This is a genomic window from Cupriavidus sp. 05T42 (genome assembly GCF_056396345.1).
In genome coordinates this window covers 101,210-125,175 of the sequence record NZ_JBFTLH010000002.1, presented here as the reverse complement: position 1 = coordinate 125,175, position 23,966 = coordinate 101,210, and the positions used below count along the sequence as shown (strand labels likewise).

At 62.1% G+C, this 23,966-nt stretch carries 22 protein-coding genes; 6 read left to right on the top strand and 16 right to left on the bottom strand.

Going from position 1 to position 23,966, the window contains the following annotated elements:
- Positions 1-47: 47 nt before the first annotated feature.
- The gene (locus AC1EJR_RS02625; protein ID WP_454757265.1) at positions 48-896 is read left to right on the top strand and encodes a hypothetical protein; all 849 of its coding nucleotides are present in this window, start codon (positions 48-50) and stop codon (positions 894-896) included.
- Positions 897-960: 64 nt separating this feature from the next.
- Here AC1EJR_RS02625 and AC1EJR_RS02620 read toward each other — a convergent pair whose 3' ends face one another.
- The 16 genes from AC1EJR_RS02620 to rfbB all read right to left on the bottom strand — a co-directional run bounded on the left by AC1EJR_RS02620 (position 961) and on the right by rfbB (position 18,706).
- Positions 961-2,922 carry a polysaccharide biosynthesis protein gene (locus AC1EJR_RS02620; protein ID WP_477112818.1) on the bottom strand — a complete coding sequence of 654 codons (1,962 nt, stop codon included), beginning with the start codon at positions 2,920-2,922 and terminating at the stop codon, positions 961-963.
- The gene (locus AC1EJR_RS02615) at positions 2,919-4,094 is read right to left on the bottom strand and encodes a DegT/DnrJ/EryC1/StrS family aminotransferase (protein ID WP_454757267.1); all 1,176 of its coding nucleotides are present in this window, start codon (positions 4,092-4,094) and stop codon (positions 2,919-2,921) included. Before AC1EJR_RS02615 ends, AC1EJR_RS02620 begins: the two co-directional genes overlap by 4 nt.
- Before the next feature lie 79 nt (positions 4,095-4,173).
- Complete coding sequence (locus tag AC1EJR_RS02610; protein WP_454757268.1) at positions 4,174-4,803, bottom strand: acetyltransferase; 630 nt, start codon at positions 4,801-4,803, stop codon at positions 4,174-4,176.
- A complete protein-coding gene (locus tag AC1EJR_RS02605; protein WP_454757269.1) occupies positions 4,800-5,393 on the bottom strand; it encodes a sugar transferase in 594 nt (197 codons plus the stop codon). Before AC1EJR_RS02605 ends, AC1EJR_RS02610 begins: the two co-directional genes overlap by 4 nt.
- Positions 5,390-6,508 (bottom strand): glycosyltransferase family 4 protein, encoded by a 1,119-nt coding sequence (locus tag AC1EJR_RS02600; RefSeq protein WP_454757270.1) that lies wholly within the window; start codon positions 6,506-6,508, stop codon positions 5,390-5,392. The genes AC1EJR_RS02605 and AC1EJR_RS02600 overlap by 4 nt, the downstream gene beginning before the upstream one ends.
- Entirely contained in the window at positions 6,505-8,499 is a 1,995-nt protein-coding gene (gene asnB, locus AC1EJR_RS02595) for an asparagine synthase (glutamine-hydrolyzing) (RefSeq protein ID WP_477104837.1), read from the bottom strand. The genes AC1EJR_RS02600 and asnB overlap by 4 nt, the downstream gene beginning before the upstream one ends.
- 2 nt (positions 8,500-8,501) lie before the next feature.
- Positions 8,502-9,566 carry a glycosyltransferase family 4 protein gene (locus AC1EJR_RS02590; RefSeq protein WP_454757272.1) on the bottom strand — a complete coding sequence of 355 codons (1,065 nt, stop codon included), beginning with the start codon at positions 9,564-9,566 and terminating at the stop codon, positions 8,502-8,504.
- On the bottom strand, positions 9,563-10,507 hold the full coding sequence (locus AC1EJR_RS02585; protein ID WP_454757273.1) for a glycosyltransferase family 2 protein: 945 nt from the start codon (positions 10,505-10,507) through the stop codon (positions 9,563-9,565). Before AC1EJR_RS02585 ends, AC1EJR_RS02590 begins: the two co-directional genes overlap by 4 nt.
- Complete coding sequence (locus AC1EJR_RS02580) at positions 10,504-11,499, bottom strand: EpsG family protein (RefSeq protein WP_454757274.1); 996 nt, start codon at positions 11,497-11,499, stop codon at positions 10,504-10,506. Before AC1EJR_RS02580 ends, AC1EJR_RS02585 begins: the two co-directional genes overlap by 4 nt.
- The gene (locus tag AC1EJR_RS02575; RefSeq protein ID WP_454757275.1) at positions 11,496-12,755 is read right to left on the bottom strand and encodes an oligosaccharide flippase family protein; all 1,260 of its coding nucleotides are present in this window, start codon (positions 12,753-12,755) and stop codon (positions 11,496-11,498) included. Before AC1EJR_RS02575 ends, AC1EJR_RS02580 begins: the two co-directional genes overlap by 4 nt.
- Before the next feature lie 86 nt (positions 12,756-12,841).
- Complete coding sequence (locus tag AC1EJR_RS02570; RefSeq protein ID WP_454757276.1) at positions 12,842-13,927, bottom strand: NAD-dependent epimerase/dehydratase family protein; 1,086 nt, start codon at positions 13,925-13,927, stop codon at positions 12,842-12,844.
- 22 nt (positions 13,928-13,949) lie between these two features.
- On the bottom strand, positions 13,950-15,227 hold the full coding sequence (gene tviB / locus AC1EJR_RS02565) for a Vi polysaccharide biosynthesis UDP-N-acetylglucosamine C-6 dehydrogenase TviB (protein WP_477112817.1): 1,278 nt from the start codon (positions 15,225-15,227) through the stop codon (positions 13,950-13,952).
- Between the two features lie 69 nt (positions 15,228-15,296).
- The gene (rfbC, locus tag AC1EJR_RS02560) at positions 15,297-15,851 is read right to left on the bottom strand and encodes a dTDP-4-dehydrorhamnose 3,5-epimerase (protein WP_454757278.1); all 555 of its coding nucleotides are present in this window, start codon (positions 15,849-15,851) and stop codon (positions 15,297-15,299) included.
- Complete coding sequence (gene rfbA, locus AC1EJR_RS02555; RefSeq protein ID WP_454757279.1) at positions 15,848-16,726, bottom strand: glucose-1-phosphate thymidylyltransferase RfbA; 879 nt, start codon at positions 16,724-16,726, stop codon at positions 15,848-15,850. The genes rfbC and rfbA overlap by 4 nt, the downstream gene beginning before the upstream one ends.
- A gap of 8 nt (positions 16,727-16,734) precedes the next feature.
- Positions 16,735-17,652: a dTDP-4-dehydrorhamnose reductase gene (gene rfbD / locus AC1EJR_RS02550; protein WP_454757280.1), complete on the bottom strand. Its 918-nt coding sequence runs from the start codon at positions 17,650-17,652 to the stop codon at positions 16,735-16,737.
- A complete protein-coding gene (gene rfbB, locus AC1EJR_RS02545; RefSeq protein ID WP_477112816.1) occupies positions 17,642-18,706 on the bottom strand; it encodes a dTDP-glucose 4,6-dehydratase in 1,065 nt (354 codons plus the stop codon). Before rfbB ends, rfbD begins: the two co-directional genes overlap by 11 nt.
- Before the next feature lie 224 nt (positions 18,707-18,930).
- Here rfbB and AC1EJR_RS02540 point away from each other — a divergent pair, with 224 nt between their 5' ends.
- The 5 genes from AC1EJR_RS02540 (at position 18,931) to AC1EJR_RS02520 (ending at position 23,789) form a co-directional block, all read left to right on the top strand.
- Positions 18,931-19,791 (top strand): symmetrical bis(5'-nucleosyl)-tetraphosphatase, encoded by an 861-nt coding sequence (locus AC1EJR_RS02540; RefSeq protein ID WP_454757282.1) that lies wholly within the window; start codon positions 18,931-18,933, stop codon positions 19,789-19,791.
- Between the two features lie 156 nt (positions 19,792-19,947).
- Entirely contained in the window at positions 19,948-21,513 is a 1,566-nt protein-coding gene (locus AC1EJR_RS02535) for a hypothetical protein (RefSeq protein ID WP_477104835.1), read from the top strand.
- Between the two features lie 17 nt (positions 21,514-21,530).
- Complete coding sequence (locus AC1EJR_RS02530; RefSeq protein ID WP_477104834.1) at positions 21,531-22,493, top strand: glycoside hydrolase family protein; 963 nt, start codon at positions 21,531-21,533, stop codon at positions 22,491-22,493.
- Complete coding sequence (locus AC1EJR_RS02525) at positions 22,486-22,914, top strand: GtrA family protein (RefSeq protein WP_454757285.1); 429 nt, start codon at positions 22,486-22,488, stop codon at positions 22,912-22,914. Before AC1EJR_RS02530 ends, AC1EJR_RS02525 begins: the two co-directional genes overlap by 8 nt.
- A complete protein-coding gene (locus tag AC1EJR_RS02520; RefSeq protein ID WP_454757286.1) occupies positions 22,911-23,789 on the top strand; it encodes a class I SAM-dependent methyltransferase in 879 nt (292 codons plus the stop codon). The genes AC1EJR_RS02525 and AC1EJR_RS02520 overlap by 4 nt, the downstream gene beginning before the upstream one ends.
- Positions 23,790-23,966 lie beyond the last annotated feature (177 nt).

The following is a 23,966-nucleotide window of genomic DNA, read 5'->3' as shown; positions in this document are numbered from 1 at the left end:
TCGGGCTACAATCGCTGCCATATTAAGGAATACAAGAGATTACCCGCATGACTGACCTGTCGTCCCCCCCGCAAAGCCAGGCGCCCGTGACGCCATTGGGGTTGTTAATGAAGAACTCGAAACTGATTGTTGCGCTTGGCCTGGTCGGTGCGCTTGCAGGGTTGGGCGCTTCGCAGGTTGTCAAGCCACGTTGGGTAGCCAAGCTGACGGTCCAGATCGGCCAGTTGGCCAGTGCCAATCAGGGGAGCATGACATTCCGACTGCTCGAGAACCAGTTGACGGCGGCCGACAGGTACAACCTCCCAGCTTCCAGGCTGCAGGTCGTCCAGGCAATGGGCCTGCCGTCGCCGTCCGCGAGCCCGGAAGCCAGGCTCGTCTTCGACTCGCTGCGCGCATCGACGGGAAAAAGTCCCGATGTCATCAGCCTGCAGGTCTCGGGATACAGCCGTGGGCAGGCGCTGAGCGCCATGGCCGCGTCGTACAAGGTCTTGTCTACCGAGCACAGCAAGTTGTTCGATCCCACGTACAACCAGATGAAAGCTGAGTTGGACGACGTCAACGCAAAGCTTGACGGTGCGGAAAAGGAATACAACCAGAGCCTGCAATCGCTGAAAGGCAGCGTCGCGAAAGGTACGGGCAATGCGGCTCAGGATGTCCTGGTCACGAATCTCGCCACCGTCATCAACGGCCGGATACTGGATCTGAAGCGGCTGGCCACCCAGCTGCGGGATGCCCTGGCGCCCAGCCGCACCTACCCGACACGCATGCTGGGCGAACTCTTCGTACCGGACGAACCCAACACCCCGGGTCCGGCACTGTTGATCGCCTCCGGCACGGCACTGGGCCTGGCGCTGGGTGCCCTGATTGCCTTCCTGCGTCGGTCCAAGGCCCTTTAACTCGCGTGCGCAAGGCTGGCCCGGCCGCGGCAAACACCTCTGGCCCAGCCTTGCAACGCAATCTTCAGGTCGTCACCGCATCCGCCGCATCGGCCGCCGCAGGCGGCGCGGCCGGATCGCCAAACCCATGCACCTGCTGACCCAGGATCTCGCGAATCACCGCGTGATCAGTGTGTTCCGCCGCGACGCGTAGCTCGGCCAGTACCGGCGCGAAAGCTTCCCACGCCACGAAGACCTCACGGGCCTTCATGATGCGCGCGTGCATGGTGGGTTCGGGGTTGTCGCCGATCAGCAGTTCTTCATAGAGCTTCTCGCCCGGGCGCAGCCCCGTCACGAGGATCTCGACATCGCCGCCCGGTTGGTCGGCGTCACGCACCGCCAGGCCCGATAGCTGGATCATGCGGCGCGCGAGGTCCATGATCTTGACCGACTGGCCCATGTCGAGCACGAATACCTCGCCGCCATGTGCCATCGCGCCGGCCTGCAACACCAGTTGCGCGGCCTCCGGAATCGTCATGAAAAAGCGCGTAACGTCTTCATGCGTGACGGTCAGCGGCCCGCCTTCGGCTAGCTGCCGACGGAACAGCGGCACCACGCTGCCGCTGCTGCCCAGCACGTTGCCGAAACGCACCATCGCAAAGACTGTCCGGTTTGGCACTTCCTGGCCTTCCCGCCGATCGAGCAATCCGAAGTCGACCGACTGGCTGGCTGACATGGCCTGCAGCACCAGTTCCGCCATGCGCTTCGAGGCGCCCATCACGTTGGTGGGGCGCACCGCCTTGTCGGTCGATACCAGCACGAAATACTCGACCGCCGACTCCATGGCCGCCCGCGCCATGTTCAAGGTGCCGAAGACATTGTTCATGATGCCTTCGGCCGCATTGCACTCGACCAGTGGCACATGCTTGTAGGCTGCGGCGTGATAGACCGTCGCGGGCCGGTACAACTCGCAGATCTCGCGCAACCGCCGCAAATTCGCCACGCTGGCGAGCAACGGTACGAGTTCGACTTCCAGCCCATGCTCCGCCAGCATCCGCTCCAATTCCTGATGGATCGAGTACAGGCCGAACTCGCTATGTTCGAGCAGCACCAATTGCCGCGGCCGCTCCAGCACGATCTGGCGGCAAAGCTCGCTGCCGATGCTGCCGCCGGCGCCCGTCACCAGCACTGTCTTGCCGGACAGGTTGCGCGCCATCAAGGCCGCATCGGGCGGCACCGGCGAGCGGCCGAGCAAATCCTCGATGTCCAGTTCCTGGAAGTCCCGGATCGTGACGCGCCCGGCAGCCAGGTCGGCCATGCCCGGTAGCGTGCGGACGTGCACCGGCAGGTTCCTTAGCTTGTCGATCACCGCATTGCGCTGCGCGCGGCCCATCGATGGAATGGCAAGCAGGATATCCGTCACGCCCATGCGCTCGACCGCATCCGCCACGTCATCGGGCCCCATGATGTCGAGTCCGTTGATGGAACGGCCAATCTTGGCGGGATCGTCGTCGATGAATCCCAGCAGTAGGTACTGCCGTCCCACGGCCAGCGCCGAGACGGTCTGCACGCCGGCTTCGCCCGCGCCATAGATCAGCAGGCGTCCCTCGTGAAAGTGCGCCTTGGCCGCCGTGCCCGCCAGCCAGAACCGCGCCATGGCCCGGCTGGCACCGACCAGCAACAGGAACAGAATGGGCTGGATGAGCCCCACGCTTCGCGGCACGCCGTCGAGCTTCAGCAGCAGCAGCGCGGCGAAGAACAGCGCACCGTAGAAGGCCACCGCCTTGGCGGTGCTCGCCAGCGCGGCCATCCCCGTATAACGGAAAATCGCCCGATACAGGCCAAGCCGGACAAAGACCGGGAAGGCCAGCAGCGGCGCCAGCAGGTAGACATACTGTTGCTGGAGGATCGGCAGGCCCGCCTGGTCAATGCGCAGATAGAAAGCCAGCCAGACCGATATCAGCGCAAGAATCAGGTCCAGGCCGACGACGACCAGGCGCTTGGCCGCGCGAGGCAGCGCAAGCAGCGGAACTGTCAGGCTTTTCACAGACCGGCCCGCCCCAGGACTTCAGCCAGCACAGCGCACGTCTTTTCGATCTCGGCGCCGGTCAGCGTGGGATGCACGAGGAACATCAGGCTTTCCTCGCCCATAGCACGCGCCACGGGCAACCGCTCGGCCGGCCGCCAGCCGGTATCGTCGAACGCGCGCTCGAGATAGACCTCGGAACACGAGCCCTGGTAGCAGGGTACGCCGGCGTCGACGACTTCCTGCACGATGCGGTCGCGCGTCCAGCCAGCCGCCAGGCGGTCCGATTGGACGTAGAGGTAGCACTTGTAGTGCGCATGCACATCGCCCGCCGCGAGTTCCGGCACGCGCACGACGGCGAACGGCTTCGCCGCGGCCTGAATCGCCTCGGCATGCGCGGTGCGGAGTGCCGTCCACTCTGGCATCCGGCGCAGTTGGATGCGGCCGATCACGGCCTGCATCTCGAGCATGCGCCAGTTGGTGCCGAAGCTCTCATGCAACCAGCGGAAGCCCGGCGGATGCTGGCGCTCGTAGACGGCCTCGTAGCTCTTCCCGTGGTCCTTGTAGGCCCACATGGCGCGCCAGACGGCTTCGTCGTTGGTGGTCACCATGCCGCCTTCGCCGCCGGTCGTCATGATCTTGTCCTGGCAGAAGCTCCAGGCACCGATATGGCCGATCGAGCCAACGCTGCGTCCCTTGTAGCGGGCGCCGTGTGCCTGGGCGCAGTCCTCGATGACCTTGAGGTCATGCCTGGCTGCCAGCGCCATGATCGGATCCATATCACAGGGCCAGCCCGCCAAATGCACGCAGATAATCGCCTTCGTTCGCGGCGTCAGCACCGCTTCGATGGTCTGCGCCGAGATGTTGCCACTGTCGCCATCGACGTCCGCGAAGACCGGCGTGGCACCCGCATTGACGACGCAGGACACGCTTGCAATGAACGTGCGGGGCGCCACGACGACTTCGTCGCCAGGTCCGATGTCCAACCCCTTGAGGGCCAGGTCCAGCGCGAGCGTGCCATTACCCAGGGCAATCGCGTAGCGCGTGTCGGCCCATTCCGCAAACTCCTTTTCGAATTCGCGGCATTCGTTGCCCGTCCAGTAGTTCACCTTGTTCGAAAGGAGGACCTGGTGTACCGCATCGGCCTCTTCCTTGGTGAAGCTTGGCCATTGAGAGAATGGAGTATTCAGCATAGCTATATCAGCGTTCAGAGGTTGCCCCACCAGCCCGTCGGTGCATTCTTGTCATGCTTTCGCGCGACGCGGGCCACTTTTATTTGATCTGACCCCTTGCCGGAATCCCGACAACGGTCGCCCCGTCCTTCACGGGTCCAACAACTACGGCACCGGCGCCAATCATGGCGCCGGTGCCGATTTCAATTCCCTGGCGCACCGCTGCGCCCACGCCAATCCACGAGGAGGCACCCACCCGGACGCCGCCGCTGAGGTTGGCCCCCGGGCTGACGTGGACACCGTGCGCCAACGTACAGTCATGGTCGATCGTCGCACCGGTGTTGACGATGCATGCCTCTCCGATGACGGCGTCGGCATTGACCACGGCGCCCGCCATGACCACCGTGCCGGCGCCCAGCGCCGCAAAACGGCTCACGCAGGCGCGCGGATGCACGACCGTGGCCAACGGAATACCCGCCGCGGCCAGCGCCTGCTGCTTCTCCCACCGGATCTGGCAGTTGCCGATCGACACGATGGCGGCATCGAACGAATCCGCCCCGGCCAACATGGCGGCCAGATCGCCGATCACCGGCCAATGGCGATTGTCTTCCCGCTCTGGCCAGGCATCGTCGAAAAACACAACGCTGCGCCACCCGGCGGCCAGTGCGGCATCCGCCACGACCTTTCCGTGGCCACTTGCACCAAACAGGGCGAGGCGGTCCATCGTCATGGCTTCTTGCCTGTGAATTTTGGCATCGTGGCATTGTCGGCCGCGCTGATACCTTCACGGATCAGTACTTTTCGCACCGTCAGCCAGAGTATCCGGATGTCCAGCCACAGGCTTTGATGATCGACATACCAGACATCGAGCGCGAACTTTTCATCCCAGCTCAAGGCATTGCGGCCGTTCACCTGCGCCCATCCGGTCACACCCGGGCGCACGTCATGCCGGCGCGCCTGCTCCGGTGAGTACAGTGGCAGATACTCCATCAACAGCGGGCGCGGGCCTACCAGACTCATGTCGCCCTTGACCACGTTCCAGAGTTCGGGCAGTTCATCCAGGCTCGTGGCGCGCAGGAACCGTCCGAAGGACGTCAGGCGCTCCGAGTCGGGCAGCAACTGTCCGTCGGCACCCCGGGCGTCGGTCATCGTCCGGAACTTCACCATCTCGAAAGGCTTGCCGTGCCGGCCAGGTCGCGTCTGCCGAAAGAAAACCGGGCTGCCGAGCCGGCTGCGAACCATCCAGATCAGGATCAGCAAGGGAACACTCAGCATGAGCAGCGCGAGGACCGCAAGGATCAGGTCAACCAGGCGTTTCATCGGATATCCATTTCCGCGAGCATGACCGCGTTCACCTTCTGCACATCATATTTCGCCTCGGCGATCTCGCGCGACCGTTGTCCCATGTGTTGCGCCAACCCGGGCTCCTCGAGGAACCTCAGCATGGCGGCCTCCAGTTCGTCGACCGACTTGACCTGCACGAGGAAGCCGTTGTCGCCGTCGACGACGGTCTCGCGGCAGCCAGGCGCATCGGTGGTGATGACCGCCCGCCCCATCGCCATCGCCTCGAGCACGGTGCGCGGCGTGCCTTCCCGGTACGACGGAAGCACGTACACCGTGCTGGCCGCAATCGCGGGGCGGACGTCACTCAGCTTGCCCAGATACTCCACCACGCCGTCCCTGACCCATTCGTCGAGTTCGGACTGAGCAATGGCATTCGGATTCGAATCGATCCAGCCAACCACGCCAAACGAGGCATCCGACCGCTTGGCGCGGATACGCCGTGCCGCCGCCGCGTACTCCCGTACGCCCTTGTCGCCCAACAAGCGCGCGATCAGCAGGAAGCACGTGGTGCCGACGGGTAGCGGCGCCGTAGCAAAGCTCGACACATCCACGCCCGAACCGTTCACGACGCAGGACGGCACATTCGCCGGCAGGATGTCACGCTGCAGGAACAGGTCCCGGTCGTCGGGGTTCTGAAAGAACACCTTGTCTACGCGCCCCAGCGCCAGCGCATACAGGCGTTGTACCAGGGCGCGCATCCCGCCCCGTCCACTCTCCTGCTGGAACGCATAACCAAGCCCCGTGATCAGGGCGAAACGCCGTGGCACGCCGGCTAGCCACGCGGCGAGCGTGCCATATATCACCGGCTTTATAGTGTAGCCCATGACATATTGGGGTCGAATGCGGCGCATGAGCCGGAAGAGTGCGAACATCGTCCCCAGATCGGCAACCGGATTCGTGCCGGTCCGCTCCATCGGGATATCGTGCACGTTCAGACCTTGCGCCTCCAGTCGCGCCCGGACCGGATCGCCGGGCGGCAATCCCGGCGCCGCCACGTGGACGTCCAGGCCCTTCGCCTGCAGGGATGCGATCAGCGGTGCGCGAAATCCCGTCAGCGATTCCGCGAAGCTTGCAATCATCAGGAATTTCAAGCCACGCTCTCCGCCAACATGACCGACGACGACTCCTTCTCGAGCCAGGCCTGGAACATCAGCACGCACCACAACGGGTGCTGCCAATTGCGCTGGCCACTCAAGTGCTCCTGCCACTTCTGCCGGATCGGTGCCGGATTCAGGTAGCCCTCACGACGCAGCCGGGAAGCATCCAGCAGATCCTCGGCCCACTCGCGCAAGGGGCCGCGCAGCCAACTGTCGATGGGCACACCGAAGCCCATCTTCGGGCGCTCGATCAGCGCTTGCGGGACATGCCGATACAGCACTTGGCGCAGCGCCCATTTGGTGGTGTAGCGCGATCCCTCCGGCCGGAGCTTGTAGGCGAGCGGCAATTGCCAGGCGAACTCTACGACCCGGTGATCGAGGAAAGGCACGCGCGACTCCAGGCTGCGGCCCATGGCGGCTCGATCAACCTTGGTGAGAATGTCGTCCGGAAGATACGTCAGCATGTCGAGCGCCATCATGCGCTCCACTTCGCCAAGCGCCTCAAGCTCAGCCCCCACCGTGCCCAGCAGCGTGGCGGGCTCTTTCCCGCCGATCACAATCGCATTCGGATCCTGCCACTGCGAGACCATGCCGCGATAGAGGTCGGCGGCCGACCGGGCGGCCATGACACCGGCGCCCTTGTGGATCTTTTCGCCGATATTGGCCCACCGCGATGCGCCGGGAATGCTGGTCGCCAGGCTGTTGAGCCGCTCTGGCGACGGCCGGGTCAGGACCCATGCCATCGCCGAGCGAAGGCCCGATGGCAAGGTGGCCAGCCGGCTCCAAAGCTGGGCGGTAATCTGGTAACGGTTGTAGCCGGAAAACAGCTCGTCACCCGCATCGCCGGACAGCGACACGGTCACGTGTTCCCGTGCCAGCGCGCTGACCAGGTAAGTCGGAATCTGCGAGGAATCCGCGAACGGTTCGTCGTAAAGCGTCGGCAGGTTCGGGATGACGCCCAGCGCCTGCTCCGGCGTCACATACAGCGACGTGTGTTCCGTCCCGAGATGCCTGGCGACGGCCGCGGCATGCTCCGCTTCGTTATAGATGCCTTCCTCGAAGCCAATCGTGAACGTCTTGACCGGCCGGGAAGATTGCGCCTGCATCAGCGCGACTACCGTGGACGAGTCGATGCCGCCGGACAGGAATGCGCCGAGCGGCACGTCGGCCATCATCTGACCGCGAATGGCGGTGCGAAGCACGGCTTCCAACGCCTCGACGGCTTCGGCCGGACTTCCGGCAAATGGCTCGCGGGCGCCCCGCAAAGCCGTCTCCACACCCGACCAATAGGCGCGCGGCTGGCCTTCACGGTTGGCGGCAGACACCTCCAGCAGATGCCCCGGAAGCAGCTTGCGAATCCCCTGGAAGATCGCATGGTCGCCGGGGACGTTGTTGTGCCGCATGAAAAGACTCACGGCATCGCGATCGATCTTCCGCTCGAAAGCGGGATGCGCATGAAGCGCCTTCAGTTCGGATCCGAAGAGAAACGCGCGCGCCGAGCCGGTGCCTTGCCACCCGTAGTAGAGCGGCTTCTCCCCCAAGCGGTCACGCCCCAGCGTCAGCACGCGGTCCTGGCGGTCCCATACCGCGAACGCGAACATGCCCACGGCCTGCTTCACAGTGGCCTCGATGCCCCAGGCATCGAAACCGGCCAGCAGCGTCTCGGTGTCCGAATGGCCGCGCCAGACCGGTGCCACGCCAGCCTTCTCAAGGCTCGCGCGGAGGTCCATATGGTTGTAGATCTCGCCGTTATAGGCGATCACATAGCGGCCGCTCGCGGCCGCCATCGGCTGGTGCCCGGCTGGCGACAGATCCACGATGGCGAGCCGTCGATGGCCGAAGCCCACCGGCAAATCGGCATCCGTCCAGGTGCCGCCGTCGTCCGGACCACGGTGCCGGATCCGGTTCGCCATTGCTTCGAGCAGCGCGGACCGGTCCGCCTGGGCGGCAATATTGCCGCCGAAAAATCCTGCAAATCCACACATGGTCAACTCGCTCCGGCTTGCTTCAGAAGTCGCGCCAGGCGCGGCGCAACACATTGGACGCTGTACTCCCGCTCCACGCGATCGCGTCCCGCCTGACCCATGGCATGGCGCATGGCGCCGTCATCGAGCAGGGTCTCGAGGGCGCGCTCCCATGCCTCGGGACCATCGGCCAGATATCCGTTCTCTCCGTCGCGCACGATCTGCTCGTTCACGCCGATTGGCGAGGCCACCACCGGCAATCCGCAAGCCATGTACTGGATCAGCTTGTAGCCGCACTTGCCGCGCTCCCATGGCGAATCCCGCAGCGGCATGATGCCGACCTGGCAACTTGCGATCGATGCCACCTCGGACGCCTCCGTCCACGGCACGCACTCCACATCCACGCCAGACATCGACACTTCCGCGCCGATGACGCGCAGCTTGAAAGGACGACGCGCGGCCAGCCGCTGCAGCGGTGCCTCCAGGGCACCCAGATAGGCGGCGGTGGTCGGCGAACCGATCCACACGATGCGGGGCACGGCATCCGCTTCCGCAGTGCGGTCATGCAGTGGGTAGCGATCGAGATCGATGACCGTCGGCACGACTTCCACCCATTTCGCCCCGGCGTCCCGCGCACGTTGGGCGAGGTACTCGTTCCCGGCTGTCACCAGCGCTGCGCCCGCCATGATGGCGTCGATGCGGCGCCCCAGTACGCGTCGCACCACGCCCAGACGGTGCAGGTCGTAGTTGTGGAAGAGCGCGTCGTCATAGTCCAGCACGTACGGCACGCCGCGCAGCATGGCCCGTTCAATCGACGCCGGAAACCATGGCAACGCCTCCTTCTCGATCCACACCACGTTGGCATGCTTGCGCCGGCCCATGGAGCGCATCCGCGCGCCATATGCTGCGATCATCGCGCCACGCTGGTAGCCTCCGGCGTGGTACTTCCGCGCCAGCATGGCATCGCCCAGCAATGCCTGGCTTTCGCTCTCGAGCCCCGCCTCGCTGAACCACGGAAGGAACTGGAGCATGCGCAGCCGCGAGGATGCGCCGAGGCGGCCATAGCGCGTGAGCAGCAGCACTTTCATCGCTTGGACGCCCTGAGGACCTGCGGCAGGGAACGGGCAAGCATGCCGTATCCGCGCAGCGTATTGCGGATATCCTGCATCCCCCCTCGGGCTGCCGAGAACACCGTACGCGTCAGCGGCTCGACCACCACCGTCACCGCAAGCAATGCCCAGGCAGCGGCACGGGAGTAATGCTTGAAGCCGTACAACAACCGGCTACGCAGCGAATAGAAGAGGCGCGTCGCCTTGATCTGGCGCGAGGTTCCCCCGCCGGCATGGAACGCCTGTGCTTCCGCCAGGAACATGATGCGGCCGCCGGACTGGTGCACGCGCAACGACAGGTCGAGGTCTTCAAGGTAGACGAAGAATCGTTCGTCGAATCCACCGATCGATTCGAATACGCTGCGACGGATCAGATAGAACGCGCCGATTACGTGATCCACCTCTCGCGTGGACGCGTGGTCCCAGTCGCTCATATGGTGCCGGCAGTCCCGCAGCCATGGCAGCCGGTCGAGACCGACCGCGGCCGCAGAGAACATGCCGAGCGACGGGAACCGCGCGCAGGCGCGCTGGATATGGCCAGTCTCGTCGATGAGCTGGATACCCGTCACGTGGACATCGGCATTTTCCCGGCGCTGCATGTATTCAAGCGGAAGGGAAAGTGAATTTTCGAACAGCCTGGTATCCGGATTCAGGAACAGCACCATTTCGGCACTCCCCATGCGCGCGCCCTGATTACACGCGGCGCCAAATCCCCGGTTTTCCGTATTGCGCACGAAGTGAATCGGGAATACCCAATCCTTGCGCTCGGCAACCAGCTCCAGCGAATTGTCCACGGAAGCGTTATCGACAATGGCAACTGACGCGACGTGACCATCCGCATGTTCCTGCAGACTCAGCATCGCCTCCAGCAACTGCGTGCCGGACGACCAGTTCACGATAACGATATCGATTTTATTCATCCCAGTAGCAACGGATCGTAAACAGTCATGGCGTAAAAATTCAGCATACCGCTCCCCAACGCGAACATGACTGCCAGCAGCTTGATCACATTGGACTCTGAACGAAAGGCCTTGAGAATATATATTAAAACAAACACCGAAAGCAGTTCCCGGAATCGGGCGGCGATAATGGGAAACTCAAGCATCGAGAAATGAATTGCCACGCTCATCAGCATGCCGATTACGGCATACTGCATCGCCACGTCATTTTCCTTCCACAAATATAGGGCCGCCGCCATCAATGCCATATCGAGCAGGAAGGGCAAGGGCACTACCGTGGAGGAAACTTCCACGTCAAGATACGTCGCGAGGACCGGAAAGAACGACTGGAACTCCGCGAACAGCGTTTGCCGGAACAGCACACCGACGACAAAGACTGCCATCAGGAGCCAGACCGAAATCCGGAATGGCAGGCGCCCAAGCAGATAAACTGCCAGCAGCACAATCGCCGAATAGTGGAAAGTCACCGCCATGCAGAGGAGGAGAAACTCACTCGCCTTGAGCCGTCTTTCGTCCTTGCGCCAGAACACGAAGAACGCAATGGCAAACGCGACTGATGCCCGCAGGACGGTCATCTCGAACAGGATGAAATACCTGCTCAGATAAAAAAACACCAGCACTGCGATGAGGCCCAGCGTCAGTTCCGTGCCCCGGACGGCCGCCCCCTTCAGCATGATGCAGAACGCGCAGATCGTGCCGTATATCGCCACATTGCCCAGCCCGAGACTCACCAGCCAATACACCAGGGCCGTAAACCCGAACTCAAAACGGGTATCGATATCGAACAGCCCATCGCTGGAACGCACCAGTTCGAAGAACTCAAGATAATTCGGGTAATCGCGACTGATACCGAGGAACTGATAGCCGGCCAATAGCCCGAGAATGACCGCCATCACGCCCACGAACGCGATTCCGGCTGCTCGCAGTCCCTCTTCGTAAGGCTTTTCGTTCACTTTGCGTGCCTCACCAGTAGCTTCAGGCCCCACGCGTCCACGCACATCCGCAAAGACCAGGCGATGGCGGCGCCGCTGACGCCAAACGCCTTGGTCAGCGCCAGCAGCGTCGCGATATACAGCGGCACCTCGACAAGGTGCAGCATCGCCGTAGCGCGGGTCCGCCCGCGTGCGTGCAGCAGGGCAAAGTACATCGATCCCACCGCGTTCGCGAGCACGCCGATACAAAGGATTCGGCCGACGGCGACTGACGCTGGATCGACAGGATGTCGCAACCACAACGTCAGGAGCTCCGGCAGGATGGCTGCCAGGACGACCAGCCCCGCCAGCATTGCGCCCACGACGCGGATAAGCCAAAGCCGGAACAGCCGTGCCGCCCCGTCTGGGTCGCTGACCAGGAGGCGGCTGATTGCCGGAAACGCCACGGTTGTCACAGCACTCGACAGTATAAGCGTCTGAACCGTTACTTCGTAGGGAATCACGTACGTCGTCACCGCGGCAGCACTGATGATCGCCGCGATCAGGAAACGGTCAGCCTGGGTCAGCAAGGGACTCAGGATGCTGCTGATGGTATACCAGCCGCCGAACTGGAACAGTTGCCTGGCGACCGGCCGCCCATAGACGCCCTTCGGGGCGCCGGGAGGCAGGCATTGGAGCGCGAAGCTGCGATAGAACCACAGCGCTATGGCCCGGGACACCACGAGACTGGCGATCAGCAGGTCGACGCGCGAGGTGAACAGCGAGATCACATAGGGCAGGCCGAAATTCGCCGCTCCCAGCAGGATCCGCAGCACGCTGATGTTCCGGAAGCTCAGGTAGGCTTCGCTCACGCCCCGGTAGGTCGCGCTCACTGCCTGCATGGGCAGCGCCAGTCCCAGCAGGAGGATGGCCGAGCGAATCTCCGTTTGCGACACCTCGCTGGCATTCACCAGGCGCCCTACCCCCAGCCAGGCCGCCAGCATGATCAGCAGCATGCCCACACCGCCCGTGACCAGGGTCAGCCGCGTGGCGGTTGCCACGACGTCCGGAATGGCACCTTCCTGATGGCCGTCCCGCAGGGCAGACACCCGCTGCGTCGTGGCGCGGCCAATGCCGAGATCCAACGCCCCCGCATAGCCGATCAGCCCCCACGCCAACGCGAGCAGGCCAAAGCGCTGACTTCCGAGTCCCGCCAGCAGATGGGGGACGGTGACCGCCGCGATCAGCAGCGGCAGCCCTAGCCCAAACAGATTCCAGGAGATGTGTGATGCGCGCATCTAATTATTTGTGTGATCGCTCATCTCCGTCCATCGACGAAGCCCCGGTCGCGGCACCGACCACCATGGCAGACATCCGACCCAAATCAGCGCTTTGCCTGCGTGCGCTGCCGGTTCACGTACCAGCCCATGGCCTCGTGCAGGCCGTCACCGATGCGGTGCGTCGGCGCGTAGCCCAGCAGCGATACGGCCTTGCCGACGTCCGCCTGGCTATGCCGTACATCGCCGGCACGAAAGTCGCGATACGCCGGTTGCACGTCAGCATCGACGCCGAACGGCCCGAGATTGGTCCGCAGCGACGCAAACAATTCGTTCAGCGTCGTGCGATCACCCACTGCGACGTTGTAGACCTGGTTTGTAGCCTCTTCGCTGGTGGCCGTGGCGGCCAGCAGGTTCGCCTGGACGGCGTTGGCCACGTAGCAGAAATCGCGGCTGGTCTCACCGTCGCCGTTGATGTGCACGGTTTCACCATCCAGCAGCGCGGCCGTCCACTTCGGAATGACTGCCGCATAGGCACCATCCGGGTCCTGGCGCGCGCCGAACACATTGAAATAGCGCAGGCCGATGGTACGGAACCCATAGCAGCGCGCGAAGACATCGGCGTAGAGTTCGTTGACGTACTTGGTGACCGCGTACGGGCTCAGCGGCTTGCCAATGCGATCCTCCACCTTCGGCAGGCCGGGGTGATCCCCATACGTACTACTGCTTGCCGCGTAGACAAAGCGTTTGACTTGCGCATCCCGCGTGGCGACGAGCATGTTCAGGAAGCCGCTGATATTGGCTTCGTTCGTGGCGATCGGGTCTTGCAGGCTGCGCGGCACAGACCCTAGCGCTGCCTGGTGCAGCACGTATTCGACACCGCTGTCACCGGCTTCGCTGCGAAACACACAGGCGCGACGACAGTCATCAAGGTTTCGAATATCGCCCTCGACCAACTGGAAATTCGACCACTGCGCAGGCGTGACCAGCCCGCGAACCTCTTCCAGATTCGCGCGATGGCCGGTTGCAAAGCTGTCCAACCCGACCACGCGCTGATCGAGTTTCAGCAGGGTCTCCAGCAGGTTGCTGCCAATGAAGCCCGCAACGCCGGTCACCAGCCAGGTATGGCGTTCGCTGGCCAGTTGCTGCTTCAGATTTTCGTACGCGCTCGGCTGAGCGGAACTTACCGTCATCTCGTTTCCTTCGCCTGACTGATTACAGACGCCCGTCCGATGCGCCAAGGGGCAGAATCCCCTTGACGTCGAAGAGCACGGCGCCGGGCTGCCCAAGCGCCTTGATACCGCTCTCGCCAAGGGCGATGAACTGCTCGTGGCCAACTGCGAGCACCACTGCCGCGTACTCGCCGCCCTTCGGCATCTCGGCAAGGCATTGCAACCCGTACTCGTGCTCGGCATCCGCCACGCTGATCCACGGATCGAACACGTCGACCTGTGCGTTGTAGTCACGCAGCGAGCGCACGATGTCCACGACCTTGGTGTTGCGGACGTCCGGGCAGTTTTCCTTGAAGGTCAGGCCCAGCACAAGAATCTTGCTGCCCAGTACGTTCAGGCCCTTGCGCAGCATCAGCTTGACGGTCTCGTCGGCCACATGCTGCGCCATGTTGTCATTGATGCGACGACCGGCGAGGATCACCTCCGGGTGATATCCCACCTCCTGCGCCTTGTGCGTGAGGTAGTACGGGTCCACGCCAATGCAATGGCCGCCGACCAGACCTGGCCTGAAAGGCAGGAAGTTCCACTTCGTGCCCGCCGCCTCGAGCACTTCGAGCGTATCGATGTCCAGCCGGTGGAAAATCAGGCTCAACTCGTTCATCAGCGCGATATTCACGTCGCGCTGCGTGTTCTCGATGACCTTGGCGGCTTCCGCCACCTTGATGCTGCTTGCCTTGTAGGTGCCGGCGGTGATGATCTGCGCGTAGAGTTGATCCACGGCTTCCGCCACTTCGGGCGTGCTGCCGCTGGTCACCTTCTTGATCGTCGGCAGGCGATGCTGCTTGTCGCCGGGATTGATCCGCTCGGGGCTGTATCCACAGAAGAAGTCCACGTTGAACGACTTGCCGCTGAATTTTTCCAGCATCGGCACGCACACCTCTTCCGTCGCGCCCGGATAGACCGTGGACTCATAGATCACGACTGCCCCGGCCGGCATGATGCGGCCGACGGTTTCACTGGCCTTGACCAAGGGTGTCATGTCCGGCCGGTTGGCCTTGTCGACCGGCGTAGGAACCGTCACGACAAATACCTGGCAGTCACGCAGGTCGTCGATATTGCTGCTGTAGCGCAGGTGGCGGGCTTCGGCAAGCTCGCCCTCGCCAACCTCGAGCGTCCCATCGTGACCGGATTGCAGTTCGGCAATGCGGGTGGGATTGATATCGAAGCCGACCACAGGACGGTGCTTCCCGAATTCCACGGCCAGAGGCAGGCCCACATAGCCAAGACCGATGACGGCGATTTTTGCTTGATTGAGGTTCATGCGCGGAAAAGAGAAACGTATTGCATATGCGAGCCCGGCCTGATGACAGTCAGCCGGGCCTGACCGGTATCACTCGAACAGCTCGGCAGCGGAAAGCCCGCTGGCCGCGACATCCTTGGCCGACAGCTTGGGCGCGACATCCAGTTCGGGCCAGACGACGCCGATCTCCGGATCGTTCCAGGCAATGGAGCGCTCGTACTGCGGGGCGTAATAGTCGGTGGTCTTGTACAGAAAATCGGCCGATTCCGAGAGCACCAGGAAACCATGGGCAAAGCCAGGCGGCACCCAGAACTGGCGATGATTCTCCTCGCTCAGTTCCACGCCGACCCACTTCCCGAACGTTTCGGAGGACTTGCGGATGTCCACCGCGACGTCGAACACCCGCCCGCGCACCACGCGCACCAGCTTGCCTTGCGGCTGCTGGATCTGGTAATGCAGGCCGCGCAGGACACCCTTGCCGCTGCGGCTATGGTTGTCCTGGACAAAGTTCGCATGCACGCCCGTGGCCTCCGCAAACGCCTTCTCGTTGAAGCTCTCGAAGAAGAACCCGCGTGCATCCCCGAACACCTTTGGCTCGATGATGAACGCGTCCGGAATGGCGGTACGAATGACGTTCAGGCTCATTTGATGGATTCCGAAATGATGTGCTGGAGATACTTGCCGTAGGCGTTCTTCAGCAGCGGCTTGGCCAGCTGCTCGACCTGCTCGGCGGTGATCCACTTGCTCCGGTAGGCGATTTCTTCCGGGCAAGCCACCATCAGCCCCTGGCGGTTCTGCAGCGTGGCGATGAAACTGGCGGCTTCCAGCAGCGAATCATGCGTACCGGTGTCCAGCCATGCATAGCCACGGCCCATGATCTCGACTTCAAGCTGCTTCATGTCCAGATAGCACTTGTTGACGTCGGTGATCTCCAGCTCGCCCCGGGCCGATGGCTTGATATCGGCCGCGATGTCGCATACCTGGTTGTCGTAGAAGTACAGACCGGTCACTGCATAGTGCGAGCGCGGCTTGACCGGCTTTTCCTCCAGCGACAACGCGTGGAAGTTCTCGTCGAACTCCACCACGCCGTACCGCTCGGGGTCATGCACGTGGTACGCGAACACCGTCGCGCCCTGCTGCTGCGCCGCCGAGTTTTCGAGCTGGCGCACCAGGTCGTGCCCGTGGAAGATGTTGTCGCCGAGAATCAGCGTCGACGGGTCATTGCCGACGAAGTCGCGACCGATGATGAATGCCTGAGCCAGCCCATCGGGGGACGGCTGCACGGCGTAGGACAAGTTGAGGCCCCAGTTGCTGCCATCGCCGAGCATTTCCGAGAAACGAGGCGTGTCTTCGGGCGTGGAGATAATCAGGATGTCACGAATCCCTGCCAACATCAGCGTCGACAGCGGATAGTAGATCATCGGCTTGTCGTACACCGGGAGCAGTTGCTTCGATACCGAGCGGGTGATCGGATAGAGTCGCGTGCCGGAACCGCCGGCCAGGATGATGCCTTTGCGCATGATGTCTGTCAGGAAAGGATCTGGTCCAGCAGATGTTCGATGCCCTGCTGCCAATCCGGAAGATGAATGTCGAACGCGTCTTGCAACCGGGACGTGTCCAGACGCGAATTCGACGGGCGCGGCGCCGGCAAGGGGTAGGCGCTGGCCGGAATCGGTTCGATCCCAGCCGGATCGGCCTTCAGCGCCACACCCTTCGCCGCGGCGATGGCCAGGACCTTCGTGGCGTACCCGTGCCAGGATGTCTCGCCGCTCGCGGCAAGATGATAGACGCCTGCGGGAAATGCCTCGCGGCGCCCGTGCAGCCAATGCCGCGCGATGATCTGGGCCGTGACATCGGCAATCAGCGAGGCCGTGGTGGGCGCGCCGAACTGGTCCGCAATCACGCGCAGCGTGTCGCGCTCTTGCGCAAGGCGCAGCATGGTCTTGGCAAAGTTGCCGCCATGCACGCCGGCCACCCAGCACGTGCGCAGCACGATGGCCGTGGCACCGCTATCGGCAATGGCCTGCTCGCCCGCGAACTTACTCCGGCCATAGACGGACTGGGGGTTCACCGGGTCGGTCTCGACGTAGCGACCCGACTTGAGGCCATCGTAGACGTAGTCGGTGGAGTAATGAACCATCAGGCTGCCGAGCTTGCGGGCCTCTTCGGCCAGCACCCCGGGCGCCACGCCGTTGACGGCAAACGCCATATCGGCGTCCGTTTCGGCCTTGTCCACCGCCGTATAGGCCGCCGCATTCACAACCACATCCGGACGCACTTCGCGCATCAGGTCGCGCAGGGCATCGGGACGCGTCACATCACAGCGGTGCCGATCAACGGCGACAACGCGGCCAAGCGGTGCGAGGCTGCGCCGCAGTTCGAAGCCGACTTGGCCATTGCTTCCTGTTACAAGAAGCGTAGGGACGCGACGTGTCTCAGGCTGCATATTGCTTCGCCACCCAGTTCCGGTATTCGCCGGACATCACGTCCTGCACCCACTCCTGGTTGTCGAGGTACCACTGCACCGTCTTGCACAGACCACTTTCGAACGTCTCCGCAGGCTTCCAGCCCAGTTCACGCTCCAGCTTGCGGGCGTCAATGGCATAGCGCCGGTCGTGACCTGGACGGTCCTTGACGAACGTGATCTGGTCGCGGTACGAGCCCTGCGCCTTGGGCTGGAGTGCATCAAGCAGGTCGCAGATCGTATGGACGACGTCGAGATTCGTTTTCTCGTTCCAGCCACCGACGTTGTAGGTCTCGCCCAGTTGGCCTCGGTCCAGCACTTCCCGGATAGCGGCGCAGTGATCGCCCACATACAGCCAGTCACGCACATTCTGGCCATCGCCATAAACCGGCAGGGGCTTGCCCGCCAGCGCGTTGGTGATCACCAGCGGAATCAGCTTTTCGGGAAAGTGATAGGGACCGTAATTATTCGAGCAGTTCGTCGTGACGACGGGCAGGCCATATGTATGGTGATAGGCCCGGACCAGATGGTCGGATGCCGCCTTCGACGCCGAATAGGGACTATTCGGCTGATACGGCGTGGTTTCCGAAAACTGCGGATCCTGGGGTCCGAGCGAACCGAACACCTCGTCCGTCGACACATGAAGAAAGCGGAAAGCGGCCTTGGCGGCTGCATCGAGCCCGCCCCAGTAGGCGCGCACGGCTTCCAGTAGAGTGAAGGTGCCAACGATATTGGTCTGGATGAATTCCGACGGACCGTGGATAGATCGGTCAACGTGGCTTTCCGCTGCGAAATGCACTACTGCGCGAGGCTGATACGTCGCCAGCAGCTGGTCCAGTGCGGCACGGTCACAGATATCGGTCTGGGAGAAGACATGCCGGGGATCGCTATCCAGCGGGGCAAGTGTCTTGCGATTTCCCGCATAGGTCAGCTTGTCGACATTGACAATGCCATCGGCATTATTGTCGCGCAGCCAATCGAGTACGAAATTCGCGCCGATAAATCCGGCGCCTCCTGTGACCAAGATGTGAGGCAAAACTTCTACTCCCTGAAGTCGATATATTTCGAAAACCCGACAAACGCCGAGCATTCCCTCCTTGCCCGTGAGGCGGGACGGGGGAAGATTTAAGTGTCTGTGGAAGTGGCGGTATTCTATCCGACTCACTGCCCGCCCTGCCCCCTACACTGGATCTTTTTGTAGCCTGTTGTAACGCTTGATCGAGCCCAAGGCGGGGCATGGCAACTCAACGGACACATCGCATGCCAGCTATTGCGCACAAGCAAAATGATACCAATGAAGCACTTTTCGCGGTAGGGGATCTCCAGGGGTGCGCCGAATCCCTAAGCCTGTTGCGCACCCGGCTGCCGGACGAATGCCGGCTTCGCTTCGTTGGGGATCTGGTGAACCGCGGCCCGACGTCGCTCGAGACACTGCGCGCCGTCCGGGCGCTGGGAGGTGTGGCCGATGCCGTTCTGGGCAATCACGATATCCATCTGCTCGCTGTCGCCGCCGGGGTGCGCAAGAAAGGCAAGTCAGACACGCTGGACGACATCCTGGCCGCCAGCGACCGCGAGGAACTGCTGTACTGGCTTCGGCACAGACCCTTGGCCCTACGTGAGGGGGATTGCCTACTCGTGCATGCCGGGGTCCTGCCGCAGTGGTCCGCCGCGCAGGTCGTGGATCTGGCACGTGAGGTCGAGGAGCAGTTGCAGGGCGCCAACTGGGAAGGCTTTCTTGCCGACGTCTTCGGTAACGCGGCAGACCGCTGGGACGCCGGCTTGCGCGGCATCGAACGCCACCGCGTCGTGGTCAACGCGCTGACACGCCTACGGTTCTGCACAGCGGACGGCGTCATGGACCTGAAGACCAAGGAAGGGCCCGGCGGCGCGCCGGACGGCTTCCTCCCGTGGTTCGACGTGCCGGGGCGCCAAACCGCGGACGTGACAGTCGTCGCCGGACACTGGTCGACGCTGGGGCTGGTGATGCGCGCCAATCTGATGTTGCTGGATACAGGATGCGTCTGGGGCGGACGGCTCACGGCCGCGCGGCTGGCGAGTGATCCGGCCGCACGTTCGCTGATCCAGGTCGAGTGCCCGCAGTATCGCAATCCGACTGCTTGAGCCGCGCTCGACCTCCGGATCGTCAAAGCCTGCCGCCGAGCCAGTACAATCCGAACCCGAAACGGTCGGTAGACTGGGCATGCCATGCGAATCGGCCTGTCGCTGCCAAGATCGCGAAACACTTTCTTTCCGAAAACACCGCAGGACCCCAGCTGAATGCGCCTGATAGCACTACCCTATTCACCTGAAATGCATTCCCGGCAACTGCTTAGGGTAACGTTGCTGTCCTGCGCGGCGGCGCTGATTGTCTTCCTCTGGCAGGGAAACAAGGGACTGAATCTGCCTGATGAGGGCTTTTTCTGGTACGGCGTGCAGCGGGTGCTCGCCGGCGAGATTCCGACACGCGACTTCCTAGCCTATGACCCCGGCCGGTACTACTGGTCGGCGGCCATTATGAAGTTGCTCGGCAACGACAGCCTGCTGATGTTGCGCGCGACCGGGGCCATGGTCCAGGCATTCGGCATTTTCATTGGGCTGAAGCTGCTCGACACCGAAGCGCATGGGCGGCGCCCAATCGTGCTCGTACTTGCCGCGTGCACGCTGGCAGTATGGATGTATCCCTGGTTCAAGGTATTTGATGTCGTCTCCTCAATTGCGCTGGTTGGCGGCCTTTCATTGGTATTGAGGGAATCAACGCGTCGCACATACTTCCTGCTCGGCGTGGTGGTCGGCATCGCCGCGATTTTCGGAAGAAACCATGGCGTATACGGGGTGGCAGGCAGCATTGGCGCCTTTGCCTTCCTCTCCTGCCGTGCCGACGCCCAGCGGCGCAGCGTGCCGAAGGGCATGGCCGCCTGGGCAGTCGGCATATTCCTGGGATACCTTCCGGCACTGGTGTTGATGATTGCCGCACCGGGTTTCGCCACGACGCTCTGGGACAGCGTTCGATTCCTCTTCACCGAGGTCAAGACCACCAACCTCGTGCTACCCGTGCCCTGGCCCTGGCTGGTGCAGGTCCAAAAGCTGCCGGCACTGGACGCAGCCACCGCTGTCGCACTGGGAAGCTTCTTCGTTGGCGTTATCGCCTTCGGTATTCTCGGCATCGCCTGGTGCTTCGGCCGGCGCCTGCTGAACAAGCCGGTTTCACCCCTTCTGGCTGCCTGCAGTTTGCTGGCGATCCCTTACGCTCACTACAGCTTTTCGCGCGCGGACACGGTTCATCTGGCCCAAGGCATTTTCCCGTTTATTCTTGGCACCCTGGCGGTACTTGTAAAATGCCGTGCATGGATTCGCGTGCCTGCCGCAGCACTGCTTTGCGCTGCTAGCGTCCTCACGCTATTGCCAACCGATGCGGGCTGGCAATGCCATCTCTCCGGCGACTGCACGAAGGCCCAGGTTGGTGGCAGCACGATCAAAGTGAACGGCCGCACGGTCCAGGATCTGGCCTTGATCCACAAGGTTGGCGATCTCGCAGGGCCGGAGCGCAATGTCCTGGTCATGCCATTCTGGCCCGGCGCTTATGCGGTGCTGCAGCGGAAATCCCCCGTCTGGGAAATCTACGCCCTGTTCCCGCGCGGCAACGACTTCGAACGCGCAGAAATCGACCGCATCCGGGCCGCTGCGCCGAGTGTCGTGCTGATCAACAATGCGCCGCTGGACGACCGGGAAGACTTGCGATTTCAGAACACTCACCCGCTGATTTACCAGTACGTCCTGACACACTACGAACTGGCGCCCGGGTTCACCAATGAACCGTGGCACCAGATTTATCGGCGAAAGTAGCCGCCAGGCGGCGTTCATTGCTTGATATCCGCCGCTTCTGCGAACATCTGAATCTAGCTAGCGAGACCCCGATGCGATGGAAGAAAATGGGACTTCTCTTTTGTCCCGACCGAATTCATCCAAAACTTACCAGCCATGCTGCCAATCCGCTGGCCGTTCATCTGCATGAGGACGTCTATCGCGTCTTTTACAGCGGCCGCGATACGCAAAACAGATCGTCGGTCGGGTATGTAGACGTGGACATTGTGAAGCGCACGGTTGTATACGTGCACGACAAGCCCGTCTTCGAGCATGGGCCTGAAGGCAGCTTCTATTCACACGGCGTCAGCATCGGCAACTGCTACCAGGCCGGAAGCCAACGGTACATTCTTTTTATGGGATGGCAGTATCCGCCTGGCGGCCATTGGCGGGGGGATGTCGGGCGCCTTCTCCTCGGGGACGATCTTTCGTTACGCCTGGATAGCGAGAAGCCGTTCATGGCGGCCGATCAAACCGATCCCGTGAGCCTTTCCTATCCTTGGGTCATCCACACCCCGGACGAATACCGCATGTGGTACGGGTCCACGATGACCTGGGATGCAGGGAACGGCGAAATGATCCATGTCATCCAGCATGCCAGTTCTCAGGACGGCCATGCCTGGCAACGGCACGGGTTGGCGGTGCCCTATGTTATTGGCACGGCACAGGCCTTCTCGCGGCCAACTGTCATCGGTAATGCTTCAGACGGCTACCGGATGTGGTTCTCGTACCGCAGCGGTTCGGGAGAGTCATACCGTATTGGCTACGCCGAAAGCCCGGACGGCAGGGAATGGGAACTCGAACTTGCAAAGACCGGCATTGACGTGTCTTCGGAAGGATGGGATTCGGAAATGATCGAGTACCCATTTGTATTCGAGCATAAGGGGCAAGAATATATGCTGTACAACGGCAACGGAAATGGGAAAACCGGCTTCGGACTTGCGCTGCGTATCGATGATTAAGACGGACAGCTTGAAGGTCTCGAATCTTCCCGTAAAACAGCTTCTGAGGTATGCGGTCGTCGGCGTCGTGAGCAATCTTTCTGGCTATTGCGCGTATCTGCTGATCACTTTCTTCGGTGTGGACCCAAAACTGGCCATGACGTTTTTGTACGCCATTGGGGCCGCCGTCGGTTTTTTCGGCAACCGGACCTGGGCATTTTCACATCGGGGCGAGTGGTGGCGGGCTGCCGCCGGTTATGCCGTGGCACACGTGTTTGGCTACCTGTTGAACCTCACGATTCTGTATGTATTTGTCGACAAACTGGGGTATAGACACCAGATCGTCCAGGGTATTGCCATTTTCGTGGTCGCAGGCTATCTGTTTCTCGCTTTCAAGCTTGTAGTATTTCGCGCGACAGAAAATAAACAGGAACTCTCATGAAGAAATGCCTCCAATGCGCGACGACCTTCGCGGGGGAAAAGATAAATTGCCCGGCTTGTAATTGGGCGCCTGCATCCGTCAACCAGTTTCCCGCCTATGCTCCCGAGCTGGCACAGGAAAATAGCGGATTCAAAGCCGAATATTTCACGCGCCTGTCGGAACTGGAAGCGGGAAATTTTTGGTTTCGCGGCCGCAATAAGCTGATTCTCTGGGCATTGCGCCAATATTGTCAAAACCTGAACTCATTCCTCGAGATCGGCTGCGGCACCGGCTACGTTCTATCAGGGATCGCAAACCAGTATCCCAACGCGCAACTGTTCGGCAGCGAAATCTTTTCAGCTGGGCTGAAATTCGCAGCGGAGCGGACGCCCGCGGTCAATTTCATGCAAATGGATGCGCGAAGGCTGCCGTTCGTCGACGAATTCGATGCAATCGGCGCTTTTGACGTTCTGGAGCACATCGAAGAAGATGAGGCCGTGCTCGCCATGATGCACCAGGCGGTGAAGCCGGGTGGGATCCTGCTGCTGACCGTGCCTCAGCATGCGTGGCTTTGGAGCCCCACCGATGACTACGCGTGCCATGTGCGCCGCTACACCGCGAGTGACTTGCACCGCAAGATCGAGGCTGCAGGCTTCACAGTCGTCCGCAGCACATCCTTTGTCTCCGCTTTGCTGCCAGCTATGCTTGCATCGCGCGCGATGCAAAAGATTTCCGGTCGAATCGATGACAATCCCACTGCCGAACTTGAGTTGTCGCCTTGGCTGAACGCCACGTTGGGGACCGTGTTGAATGCCGAAGTCGCAGCGATCCAACGGGGCGTGAACCTACCCGTAGGAGGCTCGCGGCTCGTCGTGGCACAGAAGGCAAGTGGATGAGGCGACACATCGGGACAGGTGCCAGCGATCGACTTGTGCCTGCCTCCGGTTGCGGGGCATCAGGGGCAATTATCAAATTGTCTGATACCTTAATTGCATCGACCCGTGTTATCCTCGCACAATTGTCACAATTGCTGTGCCTGGGAACGCCTATCTTAAGTGGGACTCTTAAAATAG

Excerpts from the sequence above, each read along its gene's own strand:
- AC1EJR_RS02625 (WP_454757265.1), top strand. The coding sequence starts at position 48 with ATGACTGACCTGTCGTCCCCCCCGCAAAGCCAGGCGCCCGTGACGCCA.
- AC1EJR_RS02615 (WP_454757267.1), bottom strand. The coding sequence starts at position 4,094 with ATGCTGAATACTCCATTCTCTCAATGGCCAAGCTTCACCAAGGAAGAG.
- AC1EJR_RS02610 (WP_454757268.1), bottom strand. The coding sequence starts at position 4,803 with ATGACGATGGACCGCCTCGCCCTGTTTGGTGCAAGTGGCCACGGAAAG.
- AC1EJR_RS02605 (WP_454757269.1), bottom strand. The coding sequence starts at position 5,393 with ATGAAACGCCTGGTTGACCTGATCCTTGCGGTCCTCGCGCTGCTCATG.
- asnB (WP_477104837.1), bottom strand. The coding sequence starts at position 8,499 with ATGTGTGGATTTGCAGGATTTTTCGGCGGCAATATTGCCGCCCAGGCG.
- AC1EJR_RS02590 (WP_454757272.1), bottom strand. The coding sequence starts at position 9,566 with ATGAAAGTGCTGCTGCTCACGCGCTATGGCCGCCTCGGCGCATCCTCG.
- AC1EJR_RS02585 (WP_454757273.1), bottom strand. The coding sequence starts at position 10,507 with ATGAATAAAATCGATATCGTTATCGTGAACTGGTCGTCCGGCACGCAG.
- AC1EJR_RS02575 (WP_454757275.1), bottom strand. The coding sequence starts at position 12,755 with ATGCGCGCATCACACATCTCCTGGAATCTGTTTGGGCTAGGGCTGCCG.
- AC1EJR_RS02570 (WP_454757276.1), bottom strand. The coding sequence starts at position 13,927 with ATGACGGTAAGTTCCGCTCAGCCGAGCGCGTACGAAAATCTGAAGCAG.
- tviB (WP_477112817.1), bottom strand. The coding sequence starts at position 15,227 with ATGAACCTCAATCAAGCAAAAATCGCCGTCATCGGTCTTGGCTATGTG.
- rfbC (WP_454757278.1), bottom strand. The coding sequence starts at position 15,851 with ATGAGCCTGAACGTCATTCGTACCGCCATTCCGGACGCGTTCATCATC.
- rfbA (WP_454757279.1), bottom strand. The coding sequence starts at position 16,726 with ATGCGCAAAGGCATCATCCTGGCCGGCGGTTCCGGCACGCGACTCTAT.
- rfbD (WP_454757280.1), bottom strand. The coding sequence starts at position 17,652 with ATGCAGCCTGAGACACGTCGCGTCCCTACGCTTCTTGTAACAGGAAGC.
- AC1EJR_RS02540 (WP_454757282.1), top strand. The coding sequence starts at position 18,931 with ATGCCAGCTATTGCGCACAAGCAAAATGATACCAATGAAGCACTTTTC.
- AC1EJR_RS02535 (WP_477104835.1), top strand. The coding sequence starts at position 19,948 with ATGCGCCTGATAGCACTACCCTATTCACCTGAAATGCATTCCCGGCAA.
- AC1EJR_RS02525 (WP_454757285.1), top strand. The coding sequence starts at position 22,486 with ATGATTAAGACGGACAGCTTGAAGGTCTCGAATCTTCCCGTAAAACAG.
- AC1EJR_RS02520 (WP_454757286.1), top strand. The coding sequence starts at position 22,911 with ATGAAGAAATGCCTCCAATGCGCGACGACCTTCGCGGGGGAAAAGATA.